The following is a 16,520-nucleotide window of genomic DNA, read 5'->3' as shown; positions in this document are numbered from 1 at the left end:
GTACGGGACGGCGCCACGGTCGGTGTGGGTGGTGAGGGGTGACTACCGGTCAGCCGTTGCGGCGGCGCAGCACCAAGGTGCCCGCACCGGCGAGCAGCGCGAACCCCGCCACCGAGCCGGCGAGGGCCGTCGTGCCGTGGTCGCCGGTGCCGGCCGGCCGCTCACCGGCCGCCACGCCACCGCGCGGCGCGACCGCCGGGGCGGACGCGGCCTCACGGGGTGCCGCGGGTGCCGGGCGGTCGCCCGCCGCGACGCCGCCACGGGGGGCGGCGGAGGGGCGGGCGGCCTCGGCGGCCTTGGCCGCCTTGGCGGCTTCGGCTGCCTTCGCCCGCTCCGGCGACACCTCCTGGGCGCTGTCGGCGGGCGCCGAGGGCTTCGGCGTCGCGTCGGCGAAGGCGGCGGTGGACGGGATCAGCACCGCGCCCGCCGCGACGGCGGCGAGCACGGCGGTGCGCAGGGTGAGGCGAGCGGTCAAAGCGGTCATACGGATGGCTCCATTCCATGCGTCGCCCCGTGGCGGCCCGGTGCCGTTGTGCACCGGGTACGGGGCAGGGAGCCAGGCTGTCGGGGAGTTATGAGGAATCTGTCAGGGCGCTGTCGTCATCCCATCAGGACCCACGGGACCGGCGGCCGGGAGCCGGAGCGTGAAGACCGAGCCCTCTCCCTCCGTACTGGTCGCGCTCGCCGTTCCGCCGTGCGCCTCGGCCAGCTTCCGGACGATGGCGAGACCGAGGCCGCTGCCTCCCGTACGGCGGCTGCGGGACTTCTCCGCACGCCAGAAGCGGTCGAAGACGTGACGGAGGTCCCCGGCCGGAATGCCGGTCCCGGTGTCCGCCACCTCGATCACCACACCACCGGACCCGTCCGGCAGCCGCCCGCTCTCCTCTCCGTACGCGCGCAGCGTCACCGTCCCGCCCGCCGGTGTGTGCCGTAGGGCGTTGGAGACCAGGTTCCCCACCGCCTGCCGCAGCCTGACCGGGTCCGCGGGCACCGTCGTGGCCGCCCCCGCCCCCGCCCCCGCCTCCACCGTCAACGTGACCCCGGCCGTCTCCGCGCGGGCCTGGTGCGCGGCGGCGACCTGGCTCAACAGCTCTCCGACGCGCACCGGTTCGGGGTGCAGGCGCAGCACCCCCGCGTCGGCGGCGGCCAGGTCCTGGAGGTCGTCGATGATGTGCTGGAGCTGCACCGCCTCCTCCAGCAGCGAGGAGACGAACGCCGGATCCGGGTCGGCCAGGCCGTCCTGAGCCGCCTCCAGCCAGCCCCGGATGTTGCTCAACGGCGTCCGCAGCTCATGGGCCACATCGCTGACCATCGCCTTGCGCTGCTCCTCCAGGCGCGCCCGGTGCGCGGACATGTCGTTGAACGCGGCGGCCAGCCGGCCGATCTCGTCGTCCCCCGACACCGGCACGGAGGCGTGCTCCTGGCCGTCCCGCATCCGCTGCGCCGCCCCGGTCAGCGCGTGCAGCGGGCGGACCAGCCGGGCGCCCGCGAGTACCGAGGCGCCCACGGTCAACGCCAGGACCAGCGCCGCCGCGCCCGCGATCTTCGCGGTGTTGGCGGGGGAGAGGTCGAAGCCGGGCACCGTCGCGCCGCCCTCGTCCCCGATGAACAGGAGCGCGGGGGAGGCCACGTACGAGCTGAGCTGTTCGCTGCGCGCCGTCCCCACGCACGAGGCGATGGCCCGGTCGTCCTCCCCGGTGAACTCCCGGGGCGGCTCGACGGCCGGCGCGGGGCGCGCCTCGCGCGCGTCGCCCGGCAGCTGACGTGGCTCGGTGACGGCGATCTCCTTGCCCCAGTAAAGGCCCCTGTTCAGCCGCACGCCTTCGCGCCCCTGGCGCTTCAAGCAGGCGTCGGCCAGCCCGTTGAGCGCGTCCAGCGCCTTGCGCTCCGTCGCGGTGGGCGCGTCCAGATCCGAGAGTTCGCACTTGGTGGAGAGCGCCCGTTCGGGGTCGTTGCCCACCATCTGCACCCGGGGCCGGCCGCTCGGTCCGACGACCACGTCGGAGGCGATCCCCGCCCGGTTCAGGCACTCCGCGTTCCGGTCGGCCATCCGCCGCAGCGCCGTACGCTCGGCCGCCGGCAGCAGGAACGGCCCCACCGCCCGCGGGTCGATCCGGTCCGCGGCCGTGCCCTGCCCCTCGGTGGACCGGGCGGCGAGCACGGTGTCCACGGACAGCGGGTCGACCACCGCCGAGGCCTCCGGCGGCAGCGCGGGCGGGGTCGTCGCGGTGGCGGAGTCGGCGAGCGGCTGCCGGTTCTGCATGGTGAGCGCCACCCGGCGGCCCGACTGCTCGGCCAGCTCCCGCACCGTCGCGTCCACCCCGTCCCAGGTCCGGTTGCGGGCGGCATAACCGAGCAGCGTGTCGTAGATGCGGGCGTCGGCGGTCAGGTTCTGGCCCTGCTCCTGCAGAATCGCACCCGAGGTGGTCTGGACGGCCAGCCAGGCGGTGGCCGCCACCGAACACGCGGCGACCAGCGCCGACACCCCGAGCAGCCGCCCCAGCAGACTCCGCCGCAACGGCACCCGCGAGGCCCTGGGGGGTGTCTTGCCGATCATGCCGGGCTCGCGGGGTCCGGTGCCGCACCTCGCGGCGTTGTCGTCACTCGCCGGCGCTCCTTCGCCGGATCGGTCAGCTTGTAGCCGACCCCGAAGACGGTGAGCAGGCGCACCGGCCGCCGGGGCGCGGGCTCGATCTTCTTGCGCAGGTTCATCACGTGCACGTCGACCGTCCGGTCGCTGATGTAGCGGTCGAAGCCGTGCAGCTCCTCCAGCAGCCGCTGACGGCTGAACACCCGGTCCGGACCGGCCGCCAGCGCGGCCAGGATCCGGAACTCGCCCCGGGTGCACTCCACCGGCTCGCCGTCCACCGTCACCTCGTGCCGCTCCGGATCGACCACGAGCCCACCCACCCGCAGCACGTGGTCGTCGGCCGCTGATGCCGCACCACCCGGCCGCCGGGCGCGGCGCAGCAGCGTACGGACCCGGGCCATCAGCTCGCGCGGGCTGTACGGCTTGGTCATGTAGTCGTCCGCGCCGAGGTCGAGCCCGAGCAGCAGATCGTCCTCGGTGGACCGCGCGGTGAGCATCAGCACCGGCAGCTCCCGCGCCTCGGCCCGCAGCACGCGCACCACGTCGAGACCGTCCGCCCGAGGCATCATCACATCGAGCACCAGCAGGTCGGGCTCCCGGTTCCGGACGGCGTCGAGCGCGGCGAGCCCGTCGCCCACGATCCGTACGGCGTGTCCTTCCCGCTCCAGATAGCGGCGTACGAGCTCGGCCTGCTTCTCGTCGTCCTCGGCAACTATGACGTCTGCGCACACGCCCCCGATCGTAGAGCGCGGCTGCGGTGCGGGGCCGGGGCGGGTTCCGGAACACGGAAGCGGGGGAGGAGCCGGGTGGGCTGAAGGGCGGCGGCTGGTGGTCGTCCACGCCACCTGGAGCCGCCACTCCCTGCTCGGCCCTGAACCGGAGGCACCGGTTCCAATGTCGATCTTGTGATCAAACCTGTGCAGATGTCGTACGAGAGCGGTCAACTCGGTAGGTGCGAGCGGCCAAGACCATGCAGAAAAGCGCGTGATTCGGCCCCTCCGGTTCACCGAACCTCCTTATAGTGGTGCCGCGTTGATCGTATGGTCGCAACGCGCGAAGCCGTCGCCACTGGAGTCCGTACGATGACGAACCCCTCGTCCGCCATGCCCGCGCCCTCGGCCGGTGAAGGCGGTGGCTGCCCCATGGGCCACGGCACGGGAGCCGTTCCGCTCAGCGGACCCGGCTTCCACACCGAACCGCAGGCGCTCTACCGCACCATGCGGCGCGATCACGGCCCCGTCGTCCCGGTCGAGCTGCCCGGCGGATTCCCCGCCTGGCTGGTGATCGGCTACCGGGAGCTCCACCAGGTCACCAGCGACGGGGAGTTGTTCCCCCGGGACGTCTCCCTGTGGAACCAATGGGAGAACATCCCCGCGGACTGGCCGCTGCTGCCCATGGTCGGCACTCCCATGCCGTCCATCTACTTCACCGCCGGAGCCGAGCACCGGCGCCATGTGGAGATGGTCGTCCCCGCGCTCGAAGCCGCCGACCCCTTCGAGATCCGGCAGCACTGCGAGCAGCTGGCGGACCGGCTCATCGACGCCGTGTGCAGCCGCGGCACCGCCGACCTGGTCGCCGAGTTCGCCGAGCCGCTCCCCGTCCTCGTCCTCGCCCGCCTCGTCGGCTTCCCCGATGACGAGGGCGCCGACATCGCCCAGGTGCTCAAGGATCTGGCCGACGGCGGCCCCGGAGCCCAGAAGGCGCACCTCCGCTTCGGTGAGCACATGCACCGGCTCGTCGCGGCCAAGCGGGCACGCCCCGGCGACGACGTGACCTCGCGGATGCTGGCCCACCCGGCCCCGTTCACCGACGAGGAGTACGCGCTCGACCTCATGGCCGTCACGGCCGCCGGCCACCTCCCCACCGCCGACTGGATCAGCAACTCCACCCGGCTGATGCTCACGGAGGACCAGTTCGCCGACGCCCTCTCCGGCGGCCGGCACAGCGTCGCCGAGGCCATGAACGAGGTGCTCTGGGAGGACGCGCCGACCCAGATCCTGGCCGGCCGGTGGGCCGCGCGCGACGCCCGGCTCGGCGGCCAGAACATCGAGCGCGGCGACATGCTCCTCCTCGGTCTCGGTGCCGCCAACGGCGACCCGCACATCCGCCAGCAGGTCACGGATCTGGTGGTCCGCTCCGGGCGCGGCGGCAACAACGCCCACATGGCGTTCAGTCACGGCGAGTACCGCTGCCCCTTCCCCGCGCAGGAGATCGCCGAGATCATCGCCCGTACCGGCATCGAAGTCCTCCTCGACCGGCTGCCCGACCTCGAACTGGCGGTCCCCGCGGCGGATTTGGTGCGCAGGCCCTCCGCCTTCCTGCGCGGGATGACCTCACTGCCCGTCCGCTTCACCCCCGTACGCACGACAGGAGACGCGTTGTGACATGCCCGCACGCCGGCGCCGCCGGCACCGCCGCAGCAGACCTCGGTGCCGGGGCGATCACCATCGACCCCATGGTCCAGGATCTCGACGGAGAGACCGCACGGCTGCGTGACGCCGGTGTGTTCGCCCGGATCGAGCTGCTCGGCGTCCCCGCCTGGACGGTCACCCGCCACGCCGAGGCGCGCCAACTCCTGGTGGATCCACGGCTGGTGAAGGACATTGACGCCTGGGGCCTGTGGCGGAGCGGAGTGGTGACACGTGCCTGGCCGCTGATCGGCATGATCGACGCCGGGCGGTCCATGTTCACCGTGGACGGGGCCGAGCACCGGCGGCTGCGCACCAAGACCTCGCAGGCGCTCACCCCGCGCCGGCTCGAAGCGATCCGCCCCGCCATCGAGAAGTTCACCGACGAACTGCTGGACCGCCTCGACGCGGCGCGCGGCGAGGACGGGGTCGTCGACCTGAAGGCGGTCTTCGCCCAGCCGCTGCCGATGAAGGTGGTCGGCATGCTGATGGGCGTCGACGAGTCGCAGCACGCCATGCTGACCCGGCAGTACAAGGCGTTCTTCTCCATGCTCACCCCGCAGGACGAACGCCTCGCGTTGCTGGCCGAGTTGGACGTCTTCTACACCGACCTCGTACGCGAGAAGACCGCGCACCCGACGGACGACCTGACCAGCGCGCTGATCCTGGCCGAGGAGGGCGGCGAGCCGCTCACCGAGGAGGAGGTGGTGGGCAATCTGAAGGCGATGGTCGCCGCCGGGCACGAGACGACGATCGGCCTCATCCTCAACGCCGTACGTGCGCTGCTCTCCCACCCGGACCAGCTGGCGAAGGTGCTGTCCGGCGAGGTCGGCTGGGACGCGGTGATCGAGGAGACGCTGCGCTGGGACACGCCCACCACCCACCTCCTGATGCGGTTCGCGACCGAGGACATCACCGTCGGCGACACCGTGATCAAGGAAGGCGAAGGCGTCGTCATCTCCTACCGCGCCATCGGCCGCGACACCGGGCAGCACGGCGAGGACGCCGACGCCTTCGACATCACCCGCGCCACCCGCAACCGCCACATGACCTTCGGCCACGGCCCGCACATCTGCCCCGGTGCCGCGCTCTCCCGCGTCGAGGCGGCCGTCGCCCTGCCCGCGCTCTTCGCCCGCTTCCCCGGGCTGCGCCTCGCGATCCCGGACGCGGAGATCACCAAGCTGCCGGTGATGACCCAGAACGACATGGTGGCCTTCCCGGTGCTCCTGGGCTGAGACCCCGGGGGGCTCCGGAACGGTTCGCCGTACGCCGTCCACGAGCTCCCCGACGCGGCACCCTGGCGGGACACCCGCAGGTGTCCGCACGCATCTCCGAGTGAGGTGCGTCACGCAGAGTGAAATTCTTCGCATACATTCCGGCGGACGGGGGAGGGGCCCGGACCGCTGGTGTGGCCGTACCCCGGTCCGCCGCGCAGTACGCCCCCGTCCGAACCGAACGGGGGCATTTCGGGTACGGAAGGCGAAAAACGACATGTCGGCGCTCAGCACCATCCACATCGACGGCACCTGGCGGGCTGCCGGATCAGGCGCCACGCGCGAGATCCTCGACCCCGCCGACGCCACCGTCCTGGCCGTCGTCGCGGAGGGCGGCGTCGCGGACACCGATGCGGCGATCGCGGCGGCGCGGCGCGCCTTCGACGACGGCCCCTGGCCGCACAAGCCCGTCGCCGAGCGCGCCGGGCTGCTGCGCCGGGTCGCCGACCTCCTCCAGCGGGACCGCGAGGAGATCGCGATCACCGAGAGCCGCGACACCGGCAAGACCCTCGAAGAGGGCCGGGTCGACGTGGACGACGTGACGAACGCCTTCCGCTACTTCGCCGACCTCGTGATGAACGAGAGCGGCGGCCGGGTCGTCGACGCGGGCGACCCCGACGTCCACAGCATCGTCGTGCACGAGCCCGTCGGCGTCTGCGCCCTCATCGCTCCCTGGAACTACCCCCTTCTCCAGGCCAGCTGGAAGATCGCCCCGGCCCTCGCCGCAGGCAACACCTTCGTGCTCAAGCCCAGCGAGGTCACCCCGCTCTCCACCGTCCACCTGATCAAGCTGCTCGCCGAGGCCGGCCTGCCCGACGGCGCCGCCAACCTCGTCACCGGCGCGGGCGACCCGGTCGGCGCCCGGCTCTCCGAGCACCCGGACGTCGATCTGGTCTCCTTCACCGGCGGCCTCGCCAGCGGTACGAAGGTGGCGCAGGCGGCAGCCCCCACCGTGAAGAAGGTGGCTCTGGAGCTCGGCGGCAAGAACCCCAACGTGGTCTTCGCCGACGCCTGCGCCACCGAGGACGGCTTCGACACCGCCGTCGACCAGGCCCTGAACGCGGCTTTCTTCCACAGCGGCCAGGTCTGCTCCGCCGGCGCCCGTCTGATCATCCAGGACACGGTCAGCGAACGGTTCGTCACCGAGCTGGCCCGCCGCGCCGACGCCATCCGCCTCGGCCGGGGCACCCTCGACGGTGTGGAGTGCGGCCCGCTCGTCTCCGCCCAGCAGCTCGCCAAGGTCGAGGCGTACGTCGCCTCCGCCCGCGAGGAAGGCGCGGTCGTCCGGGCCGGCGGCGAACGCCCGAAGCCCAACGATGTACGCCCCGAAGGCGGCTACTTCTACCGGCCGACCGTCCTGGGCGGCTGCCACCGGGAGATGAAGGTGGTCCGCGAGGAGACCTTCGGCCCGATCCTCACCGTCGAGACCTTCCGTACCGAGGAAGAGGCCATCACGCTGGCCAACGACACCGACTACGGCCTCGCCGGCGCCGTCTGGACCACGGACGCGGGCCGGGCCCGCCGGGTCGCCGGACGGCTGCGCCACGGCACCGTCTGGATCAACGACTACCACCCCTACCTCCCGCAGGCCGAGTGGGGCGGCTTCGGCAAGTCCGGTACGGGACGAGAGCTCGGCCCCACCGGCCTCGCCGAGTACCGCGAGTCCAAGCACATCTACCAGAACCTCAACCCGCGCCCCCAGCGCTGGTTCGCCGGCTGACACCTGCGGGGGCCCCGTTCACAGCAACCCCGGGGCCCCGCCCGGCTGTTCGCAGCACCACGCACATGCACGAACCTTGCAGAAGGAGCAGTGACCGATGCCTCCCACCCCCCGCAGCACCGCGGTCCCCGACCCCGAAGGCCCCGTGGCCGACTACGTGATCGTCGGCGGCGGCACCGCCGGATCGGTCATCGCCTCCCGGCTCACCGAGGACCCCGACGTGAGCGTCACGGTCATCGAGGGCGGCCCGACCGACATCGACCGCGACGACGTGCTGACGCTGCGCCGCTGGCTCGGCCTCCTCGGCGGCGACCTCGACTACGACTACCCCACCACCGAGCAGCCGCGCGGCAATTCGCACATCCGCCACAGCCGCGCCCGGGTGCTGGGCGGCTGCTCCTCGCACAACACGCTGATCAGCTTCAAGCCGCTGCCCGGCGACTGGGACGAGTGGGCCGAGGCGGGCGCCGAGGGCTGGGACGCGGCCGCGATGGACCCGTACTTCGCCAAGCTGCGCAACAACATCGTGCCCGTGGACGAGAAGGACCGCAACGCCATCGCCCGCGACTTCGTCGACGCCGCGCAGGCGGCGGCCGGGGTCCCGCGCGTGGACAGCTTCAACAGCAAGCCGTTCCACGAAGGCGTCGGTTTCTTCGACCTGGCCTACCACCCGGAGAACAACAAGCGCTCCTCCGCGTCGGTCGCCTACCTCCACCCGCACATCGAGGCCGGCGACCGCCCGAACCTCCGCATCCTGCTGGAGACGTGGGCGTACCGCCTGGAGTTCGACGGCACCCGCGCCACCGGCGTACACGTCCGGACGAAGGACGGCGAGGAGATCCTGCTGCGCGCCGCCCGTGAGGTCATCGTCTGCGCGGGCGCGGTGGACACGCCCCGGCTGCTGCTGCACTCCGGGATCGGACCGCGCGAGGACCTGGAGGCGCTCGGCATCGAGGTGCGCCACGACCTGCCGGGCGTCGGCGAGAACCTGCTCGACCACCCGGAGTCCGTCATCGTCTGGGAGACCGACGGACCCATTCCGGAGAATTCCGCGATGGACTCCGACGCGGGACTCTTCGTCCGCCGCGACCCCGGATCCCGGGGCCCGGACCTGATGTTCCACTTCTACCAGATCCCGTTCACCGACAACCCCGAGCGCCTCGGCTACGAGAAGCCCGAGCACGGGGTGTCGATGACGCCGAACATCCCCAAGCCGCGCAGCCGCGGCCGCCTCTACCTCACGAGCGCCGACCCCGAGGTCAAGCCGGCTCTGGACTTCCGGTACTTCACCGACGAGGACGACCACGACGGCCGCACCCTGGTCGACGGCATCAGGCTCGCCCGCGAGATCGCCGCCACCGAACCGCTCGCCCACTGGCTGAAGCGCGAGGTCTGCCCCGGCCCCGAGGTCACCTCCGACGAGGAGATCAGCGAGTACGCCCGCAAGGTCGCCCACACCGTCTACCACCCGGCCGGCACCTGCAGGATGGGCGCCACCGACGACCAAGAGGCGGTCGTGGACCCGCAGTTGCGCATCCGCGGCCTGGACGGGATCCGGATCGCCGACGCGTCCGTCTTCCCGACCATGCCCGCCGTCAACCCGATGATCGGCGTCCTCATGGTCGGCGAGAAGTGCGCCGAACTCCTCGCCGGACAGGTGCACACCGCCGCTCCGGTCACCAGCACCAGTACCAGCACCGGAGGCGATGTCCGATGACCGGAACCGAGAAGCAGAGCGTGGAGAGCACGGACGACGCCGTGTTCTCCGTACGCAACCTCTGGAAGGTCTTCGGCCCCAAGGCCGACCGCGTCCCCGGCAGCGAGCACGCCTCGCTCCCGCCCGCCGAACTGCGCGAGGCCACCGGCTGCACCGCCGCCGTACGCGATGTCTCCTTCGACGTCCGCAAGGGTGAGGTCTTCGTCGTCATGGGCCTGTCGGGCTCCGGCAAGTCGACCCTCGTCCGCTGTCTGACCCGGCTGATCGAGCCCACCAGCGGCACGCTCGCCATCGACGGCGAGGACGTCCTCGCGATGGACCGCGCCCGGCTGCGCGAACTGCGCCGCCACCGCGCCGCGATGGTCTTCCAGCACTTCGGACTGCTGCCGCACCGCACGGTGTTGGACAACGTGGCCTACGGCCTGGAGATCCAGGGCCTGAGCAAGGGCGAACGCCGCGCCAAGGCAGCCGAGTTGGTGGAGAAGGTCGGCCTCGCCGGCCTGGAGGACCGCCGTCCGTCCCAGCTCTCCGGAGGTCAGCAGCAGCGCGTCGGCCTCGCCCGCGCACTCGCCGTCGACCCGTCCGTCCTCCTCTTCGACGAGCCGTTCAGCGCGCTGGACCCGCTGATCCGCCGCGAGATGCAGGACGAGGTGGTCCGGCTGCACCGCGAGGAGGGCCGCACCATGGTCTTCATCACCCACGACCTCAGCGAGGCGCTGCGCCTGGGCACCCGGATCGCGCTCATGCGCGACGGCGGCATCGTCCAGCTCGGCACGCCCGAGGAGATCGTGGGCTCGCCCGCCGACGACTACGTGCGCGAGTTCGTCCGGGACGTGCCGCGCGAACAGGTCCTCACCGTCGCCACCGCGATGCGCCCGCCGCTCGCCGGAGAGAGCGAACGCGGCCCGGCCGTGCGCCCCGACGCCACCGTGTACGAGGCCATCGAAGCGGTCTCCCGCTCCGGCGACCCCGCCGCCCGGGTGATGGACGAAGGCCGGCTCGTCGGCGTCGTCGACCAGGCCCGCCTGCTGGACGTGGTGGCCGGAACGGCCGCTGTCCACGCCCCCGACGCCCCGGACGGCACCCGCGAGGTGACCGTCTGATGGCCACCGCCCAGGCAACCCCGGTCCGCCCCGCGCGAGCGGGCGAGCGCCGAGGCCCGCTGGCCGCCCTCCGCGAGCGCCCGGCTGCCGGAAAGCTCCTGCTGCTCGCGCTCGCCGCCGTCATCCTCGTCCCGCTCGCGCACAGCCGCTGGGGCGGCGGCATCTGGCCGGACGCGCTCACCGCCGACCTGTCCGGGCCGCTCGGCGACGTCACCGACTGGATCGTCTCCAACCGGGACGACCACCCCCTCTTCCTCTACTTCTTCGGCCACATCAGCAACGCCGTCGTCCTCTCCGTACGCGGTGTCTACCTGCTGCTCCTGGCCCTCGGCTGGGCCGGCGTCACCGTGCTCGCCGCCGCCGTCGCCTGGCGGGTCGCGGGCATCCGGCTCGCGCTCACGGCGGCCGTGTCGTTCCTGGCCTGCGGGCTGCTCTCCATGTGGGTGCCGACCATGCAGACGCTCGCGCTGATGGTGGTCGCCGTCCTCGCCTCCGTCGTCCTCGGCCTTCTCCTCGGCCTGGCCGCCGGCCTCTCCGACCGCGTCTTCCGCATCCTGCGTCCGGTGCTCGACACCATGCAGGTGCTGCCCGCCTTCGCGTACCTGCTGCCCGTGGTGCTGATCTTCGGCATCGGCGTGCCCGGAGCGGTCCTCGCCACCGTCGTGTACGCGGCTCCGCCGATGGCCCGGCTCACCGCGCTCGGCCTGCGCGGCGCGGACGGCGGCGTCATGGAGGCCGTGGCCTCGCTCGGCGCGACCGGACGGCAGCGGCTGCTGAGCGCCCGGCTCCCGCTGGCCCGCAAGGAACTGCTCCTCGGCCTGAACCAGACCATCATGATGGCGCTCTCCATGGCCGTCATCGCCTCCGTGATCGGCGCCGGCGGCCTCGGCGACCGCGTCTACCAGGCGCTCTCCTCCGTCGACGTGGGCGCCGCCCTCGCCGCCGGCATCCCGATCGTGCTGCTGGCCGTCGTCCTGGACCGTACGACGGAGGCGGCCGGCCGCCGCATCGGCGCCGAGCCCACCGGCCCGGCCCTGCTGCGCGGTTGGCGCGGCTGGACCCTGGTCGCCGTGGCCACCGCCGCCGTGGCCCTCGTCGGACGGCTCACCGACGGCCGCGTCTGGCCCGACGACGTCACCGTGGCCATCGCCGGACCGGTGAACACCGCCAAGGACTGGATGGTCGACCACCTCTACACCGGCGTGCCCGTCGTCGGCGGCACCGCCGACCTGGCCTCGCACTTCACCAGCGGCGTCCTCAACCCGCTGCGCAGCGGACTCACCGGCCTGCCCTGGTGGTCGGTGCTGCTCATCGTCGCCGCGCTCGCCTGGACCATCGGCACCTGGCGGACCGCCGCCACCGCCGTCCTCGCGATGGCCGCGATCGGCGTGCTCGGCGTCTGGGAGCCCTCGATGGACACGCTCAGCCAGGTGCTCGCCGCCGTGGCGGTGACCCTGGTCATCGGCTTCGCCATCGCGATCGGCGCGGCCCGCAGCGAACGCCTGGAACGGCTGCTGCGACCGGTTCTGGACATCTTCCAGACCATGCCGCAGTTCGTCTACCTGATCCCGGTCGTCGCCCTCTTCGGCGTCGGCCGCGCCCCCGCCGCCGCGGCGGCCGTCGTCTACGCGCTGCCCGCCGTCGTCCGCATCACCACGCAGGGCCTGCGGGGCGTCGACCCGGCCGCGATGGAGTGCGCCCGCTCGCTCGGCGCGACGCCGGGCCAGCAACTGCGCCAGGTCCAGATCCCGCTGGCCCGGCCCTCCCTGCTGCTCGCCGTCAACCAGGCGGTGGTCCTGGTCCTCGCGGTCGTCATCATCGGCGGACTCGTCGGCTCCGGCGCACTCGGTTACGAGGTCGTCCTCGGCCTCGCCCAGGGCGACCTGGCCACCGGGCTGGTCGCCGGAGCGGCGATCGTCTGCCTCGGGCTGATGCTCGACCGGGTCACCCAGCCCACCATCCGCCGCCAGCGACAGGAGAGCTGAGATGAACCGCTCCCGAACACGCCTGCTCGTGGCGCTCGCCTCGGCCACCGCACTGCTCACCACGGCGGGCTGCGGCGCCGCCGACATGACGAAGCAGTCCTCCCCGTTCGCCGCACCCGCCGGGGTCAAGACGGTGACCCTCTCCGTCCAGTCCTGGGTCGGCGCGCAGGCGAACGTCGCCGTGGCCGAACAACTCCTCAAGGAGAAGCTCGGCTACCGCGTCGACCTCGTCCAGACCGACGAGGTTCCCGCCTGGGACGCCCTCAGCCAGGGCCGCGTCGACGCGATCCTGGAGGACTGGGGCCACCCGGACCAGGAGAAGCTGTACGTCGACGAGAAGAAGACCATCGTCCGCGGCGGCGACCTCGGCGTGACCGGCCACATCGGCTGGTACGTGCCGAAGTACTGGGCCGACGAGAACCCGGACGTCACGGACTGGAAGAACCTCAACAAGTACGCGAAGGAACTGCGGACCGCCGAGAGCGGCGGCAAGGGCCAGCTCATGGACGGCTCGCCGTCCTACGTCACCAACGACGTGGCCCTGGTGAAGAACCTGGACCTGGACTACAAGGTGGTCTTCGCCGGCTCCGAGGCGGCCCAGATCACCCAGATCCAGCAGTTCGCCAAGGAGAAGAAGCCCTTCCTGAGCTACTGGTACCAGCCGCAGTGGCTGTTCAACGAGGTGCCGATGGTCGAGGTGAAGCTCCCCGAGTACACCGACGAGTGCGCGGCCAAGGACCCGAAGGACATCGACTGCGCCTATCCGACGACGCCGTTGCAGAAGTTCCTCAACGCCGACTTCGTCGAGCGCGGCGGTGACGCGGCCTCGTTCCTCAAGAAGTTCCGGTGGTCGGAGAAGGACCAGAACGAGGTCTCCGAGATGATCGCCTCCCAGCGGCTCACACCGCAGGAGGCGGCGAAGCGCTGGATCGACCGCCACCCGGACGTCTGGAAGAAGTGGCTTCCCCGGAGCTGACGGCCCGGCGCCCGGCTCCGTGACGGAGCCGGGCGCCCAGCGGACCGGCTACCGCGCGCGCACCGTCGCCAGCACATCCCGGTCCGGCTGAAGCGTCAGGCTGGGTACGGGCTCGACGGTGCCCGGGTCGACGTCCAGGTCGAAGCGTCGGGCCAGTACGGCCAGGATGAGGACCGCCTCCACCATCGCGAAGCGCGTACCGATGCACACCCTGGGTCCGCCGCCGAACGGGAACCACGCGTACTCCGCGATCTCGTCGCCGCCCGTGGCGTCCCAGCGCTCCGGCCGGAACTCCTCCGGCTCGGGGAACCACCGCGCGTCGCGATGCGTGGCCCACTGGCTCGTCCACACCCGGGTGCCCTCGGCCATCGGCAGGCCTCCGATCGTCGCTCCTTCCTTCGCGACGCCGGTGATCAGCCAGATCGTCGGATAGAGGCGCAGGGTCTCCTTCACCACCGCCTGGGCGTACGTGAGTCGGGCGTAGTCGTCGAACTCGGGCTCCCGGTCGCCGAGCACCCGGTCCAGCTCCTCGGTGAGCGCCTCGCGGACGCGCGGGTTGCGGGAGAGCAGGTACCAGGCCCACACCAGTGTCGAACTCGTCGTCTCATGGCCGCCGATGTACAGGGTGACCGTCTCGTCGCGGATCTCCTCGTCGCTGAGCCGCGTGCCGCTCTCGTCGACGGCGGTGAGCAACCGGCTGAGCAGATCGGGCCGTTCGGTCTCGCCGTCCCGGTGCCGGGCCACGACCCGGCCCACCTCGGCGTCGATCACAGCCGCCGCCTTCCTGATCCGCGCCCGGCCCGGAGTCGGCACCCAGTCCGGCAGCAACGCCCCGATCCCGGCGAACTCCTTGCCGATCTCCATCTGGGCGACGTCCATCGCCCGGCCCATCGCCTCCGAGTCCGCCGGAGTGTCCACGCCGAAGATGGTGCGCACCGCTATCTTCTGCGTCAGAGCCGCCATCTCCCGCTTGATGTCGACGCGTTGGCCGTCCGACCAGGTGTCGGCCAGGTCCACCGCGGAGGACGCCATGGTGGCCGCGTACGACTTGACCTGCTTGGGTCGCACCGAGGGCTGCACCAGCGAACGTTTACGCCGCCAGTCCCGGCCGCGCGCCACGATGATGCCGTTGCCCATGACGGCCCGGAACGCGACGCCGAGCGAGGGCTGGTCGAACGTGCCCTCCGTCTCGGTCAGCAACTCGCCGATGCACTCCGGATCGGCGATGAACACGCACCGGTTGCGTCCGAACCGCCACCGCACCATGTCCCCGTGCCCCCGCAGGAGTTCGAAGAAGGTGAGGGGGTTCTTACCGAACTGCGGCAGGTTCCCGAGCAGCGGCAGCCCCTTGGGGCCCGCGACGATCTCATGGCCGCGGGACGGGGTGTCGAGCGCCGGGCCGGTCTGCGTGGACATCGAAAGGACTCCGCTCCCTGGGATGCGCCACGGGTGGCGCGCCATCGTTCGAACCTCATCGAACGCGATGAGGGCGGTACTCCGCCAGGGCGCCGGTCCGGCGTGGCCGGAATCCGTCATCAGCCTCGTGGAGTACGCGAGTTGTCGAGCGTAGTCGCAGCGGCCACCAGGTTCGAACAAAAGATGACGGCAGATTTTCCCTCTCATGTGACAATCCCGTCATGTCGATCGATGCAACGCCGGACCGCGCCAGGGCGCTGTGGCGGGAGCTGGCAGCCGCACCGGACGCCGCCTTCGGAACTCCCGGAGTATGCGTCTCCCCGGGCTCGTCCCTGGCGCCGCCGTCCTGGGTGGGCGTGGTGACCATCGGGGACACGGCCCTGATCACCACGCCCACCGACCGGGCGGCCGATTCCGTGCGAACGGCCCTGAACGGCCTCCCCGCCACACGCCTCACCGATCCGGCGGCCCTCACCGCCCTCCTCCCGGTGTCCGACACCCTCGGCCCTGCGGTCCTCGCCTACCTGACCCCGGACGCCCTCCGCCCGCCCGGGCCCACCGACACCCCGACCGAGCGCCTGACCCCCGGTGACACGGCGCTGCGAGCCCTGTCGGAGGAGGCGGGGGAGGCGGACGCGGGGGAGAGCGGGCTGGAGGAGATCACCTCACCGGTCTTCGCCGTGCGGGACGAGGGCGCGCGGGTCCTCGCCGCCGCCGGCTACGCCCACTGGCCGCGCGACACCGCCCACCTCTGCGTCCTGACCGCACCGGACGCACGGGGCCGCGGCCTCGCCCGGCAGGTGGCGTCCGAGGCCACCGCCCATGCCCTCGCCGCCGGACTGCTCCCGCAGTGGCGGGCCCGGCCGGCCGCCTCCCGCCGGGTCGCGGCGGCGCTGGGCTACCGGGAGCTGGGGGCCCAGCTGAGCGTACGGCTGCGGTGAGGGCGGTCCGAGGGCTCCCCGCGGACCGGGTAACGTCTTCGGGGTGTTCTTCCAGGCGCCGACGGACGGGTGAGAGCGTGCCGGGCCCCGCTGACGTCCTTCACCGCCGCATCCGTAGATCACTTCACTTCATCGACCGGGAGAACCCGTGACCGACAGCAAGAACATCAACAACCCCGTCGGCCAGGGCGGCGGTCAGCGCAAGCGGCAGTCCCGCGCGGAACGGCAGAACAACGGCCCGCACCGCAACCTCGACCGTCAGAACGCGGCCGACCGGAAGGCGGAGCTGGTGCGCAAGATGCGGGAGAAGGCGGGCGCGGCCGAGAGGGCCGGGCAGTCGGACGACGACACCGCACAGAGCTGAGACCGCCCGACCCGGCGATCGCCCCC

Annotated in this window: 13 protein-coding genes; 9 read left to right on the top strand and 4 right to left on the bottom strand. The window is 72.2% G+C overall.

Going from position 1 to position 16,520, the window contains the following annotated elements:
• Window positions 1–49: 49 nt before the first annotated feature.
• From ACIRR8_RS15520 to ACIRR8_RS15510, 3 genes are all read right to left on the bottom strand, one after another.
• Window positions 50–475, bottom strand: coding sequence for a hypothetical protein (locus ACIRR8_RS15520; RefSeq protein ID WP_404064351.1), 426 nt, complete (start codon window positions 473–475; stop codon window positions 50–52).
• Window positions 476–586: 111 nt separating this feature from the next.
• Window positions 587–2,557 (bottom strand): sensor histidine kinase, encoded by a 1,971-nt coding sequence (locus ACIRR8_RS15515; protein WP_404064157.1) that lies wholly within the window; start codon window positions 2,555–2,557, stop codon window positions 587–589.
• Window positions 2,554–3,321 carry a response regulator transcription factor gene (locus tag ACIRR8_RS15510; protein WP_404064154.1) on the bottom strand — a complete coding sequence of 256 codons (768 nt, stop codon included), beginning with the start codon at window positions 3,319–3,321 and terminating at the stop codon, window positions 2,554–2,556. The genes ACIRR8_RS15515 and ACIRR8_RS15510 overlap by 4 nt, the downstream gene beginning before the upstream one ends.
• 351 nt (window positions 3,322–3,672) lie before the next feature.
• Between ACIRR8_RS15510 and ACIRR8_RS15505 the strand changes: the two genes are divergently transcribed.
• The 7 genes from ACIRR8_RS15505 to ACIRR8_RS15475 all read left to right on the top strand — a co-directional run bounded on the left by ACIRR8_RS15505 (window position 3,673) and on the right by ACIRR8_RS15475 (window position 13,773).
• Window positions 3,673–4,974, top strand: coding sequence for a cytochrome P450 (locus ACIRR8_RS15505; RefSeq protein WP_404064151.1), 1,302 nt, complete (start codon window positions 3,673–3,675; stop codon window positions 4,972–4,974).
• Window positions 4,971–6,233 (top strand): cytochrome P450, encoded by a 1,263-nt coding sequence (locus ACIRR8_RS15500; protein WP_404064148.1) that lies wholly within the window; start codon window positions 4,971–4,973, stop codon window positions 6,231–6,233. Before ACIRR8_RS15505 ends, ACIRR8_RS15500 begins: the two co-directional genes overlap by 4 nt.
• Window positions 6,234–6,489: 256 nt before the next feature.
• Window positions 6,490–7,992: an aldehyde dehydrogenase family protein gene (locus ACIRR8_RS15495; protein WP_404064145.1), complete on the top strand. Its 1,503-nt coding sequence runs from the start codon at window positions 6,490–6,492 to the stop codon at window positions 7,990–7,992.
• Between the two features lie 97 nt (window positions 7,993–8,089).
• The gene (locus ACIRR8_RS15490) at window positions 8,090–9,709 is read left to right on the top strand and encodes a GMC family oxidoreductase (protein ID WP_404064142.1); all 1,620 of its coding nucleotides are present in this window, start codon (window positions 8,090–8,092) and stop codon (window positions 9,707–9,709) included.
• Window positions 9,706–10,812 (top strand): glycine betaine/L-proline ABC transporter ATP-binding protein, encoded by a 1,107-nt coding sequence (locus tag ACIRR8_RS15485; RefSeq protein WP_404064139.1) that lies wholly within the window; start codon window positions 9,706–9,708, stop codon window positions 10,810–10,812. Before ACIRR8_RS15490 ends, ACIRR8_RS15485 begins: the two co-directional genes overlap by 4 nt.
• Window positions 10,812–12,797, top strand: a complete 1,986-nt coding sequence (locus ACIRR8_RS15480; RefSeq protein ID WP_404064136.1) for an ABC transporter permease — start codon at window positions 10,812–10,814, stop codon at window positions 12,795–12,797. The genes ACIRR8_RS15485 and ACIRR8_RS15480 overlap by 1 nt, the downstream gene beginning before the upstream one ends.
• 1 nt (window position 12,798) lies before the next feature.
• The gene (locus ACIRR8_RS15475; RefSeq protein WP_404064134.1) at window positions 12,799–13,773 is read left to right on the top strand and encodes an ABC transporter substrate-binding protein; all 975 of its coding nucleotides are present in this window, start codon (window positions 12,799–12,801) and stop codon (window positions 13,771–13,773) included.
• A 48-nt stretch (window positions 13,774–13,821) separates the two neighbouring features.
• Here ACIRR8_RS15475 and ACIRR8_RS15470 read toward each other — a convergent pair whose 3' ends face one another.
• Window positions 13,822–15,189 carry a cytochrome P450 gene (locus tag ACIRR8_RS15470; RefSeq protein ID WP_404064131.1) on the bottom strand — a complete coding sequence of 456 codons (1,368 nt, stop codon included), beginning with the start codon at window positions 15,187–15,189 and terminating at the stop codon, window positions 13,822–13,824.
• Between the two features lie 221 nt (window positions 15,190–15,410).
• Between ACIRR8_RS15470 and ACIRR8_RS15465 the strand changes: the two genes are divergently transcribed.
• A complete protein-coding gene (locus ACIRR8_RS15465; RefSeq protein WP_404064129.1) occupies window positions 15,411–16,130 on the top strand; it encodes a GNAT family N-acetyltransferase in 720 nt (239 codons plus the stop codon).
• A 148-nt stretch (window positions 16,131–16,278) separates the two neighbouring features.
• Window positions 16,279–16,494 carry a DUF6243 family protein gene (locus ACIRR8_RS15460; RefSeq protein WP_404064126.1) on the top strand — a complete coding sequence of 72 codons (216 nt, stop codon included), beginning with the start codon at window positions 16,279–16,281 and terminating at the stop codon, window positions 16,492–16,494.
• The last annotated feature ends 26 nt before the right edge of the window (window positions 16,495–16,520 follow it).

Source organism: Streptomyces sp. NPDC101178 (genome assembly GCF_044767965.1).
Lineage (GTDB): Bacteria > Actinomycetota > Actinomycetes > Streptomycetales > Streptomycetaceae > Streptomyces.
This window is presented reverse-complemented; position numbering and strand designations above follow the sequence as displayed.

What these genes read in the sequence shown, in the direction of transcription:
- ACIRR8_RS15515 (WP_404064157.1), bottom strand. Translation starts at nt 2,557, where the DNA reads ATGATCGGCAAGACACCCCCCAGGGCCTCGCGGGTGCCGTTGCGGCGG.
- ACIRR8_RS15505 (WP_404064151.1), top strand. Translation starts at nt 3,673, where the DNA reads ATGACGAACCCCTCGTCCGCCATGCCCGCGCCCTCGGCCGGTGAAGGC.
- ACIRR8_RS15495 (WP_404064145.1), top strand. Translation starts at nt 6,490, where the DNA reads ATGTCGGCGCTCAGCACCATCCACATCGACGGCACCTGGCGGGCTGCC.
- ACIRR8_RS15490 (WP_404064142.1), top strand. Translation starts at nt 8,090, where the DNA reads ATGCCTCCCACCCCCCGCAGCACCGCGGTCCCCGACCCCGAAGGCCCC.
- ACIRR8_RS15485 (WP_404064139.1), top strand. Translation starts at nt 9,706, where the DNA reads ATGACCGGAACCGAGAAGCAGAGCGTGGAGAGCACGGACGACGCCGTG.
- ACIRR8_RS15480 (WP_404064136.1), top strand. Translation starts at nt 10,812, where the DNA reads ATGGCCACCGCCCAGGCAACCCCGGTCCGCCCCGCGCGAGCGGGCGAG.
- ACIRR8_RS15475 (WP_404064134.1), top strand. Translation starts at nt 12,799, where the DNA reads ATGAACCGCTCCCGAACACGCCTGCTCGTGGCGCTCGCCTCGGCCACC.
- ACIRR8_RS15470 (WP_404064131.1), bottom strand. Translation starts at nt 15,189, where the DNA reads ATGTCCACGCAGACCGGCCCGGCGCTCGACACCCCGTCCCGCGGCCAT.
- ACIRR8_RS15465 (WP_404064129.1), top strand. Translation starts at nt 15,411, where the DNA reads ATGTCGATCGATGCAACGCCGGACCGCGCCAGGGCGCTGTGGCGGGAG.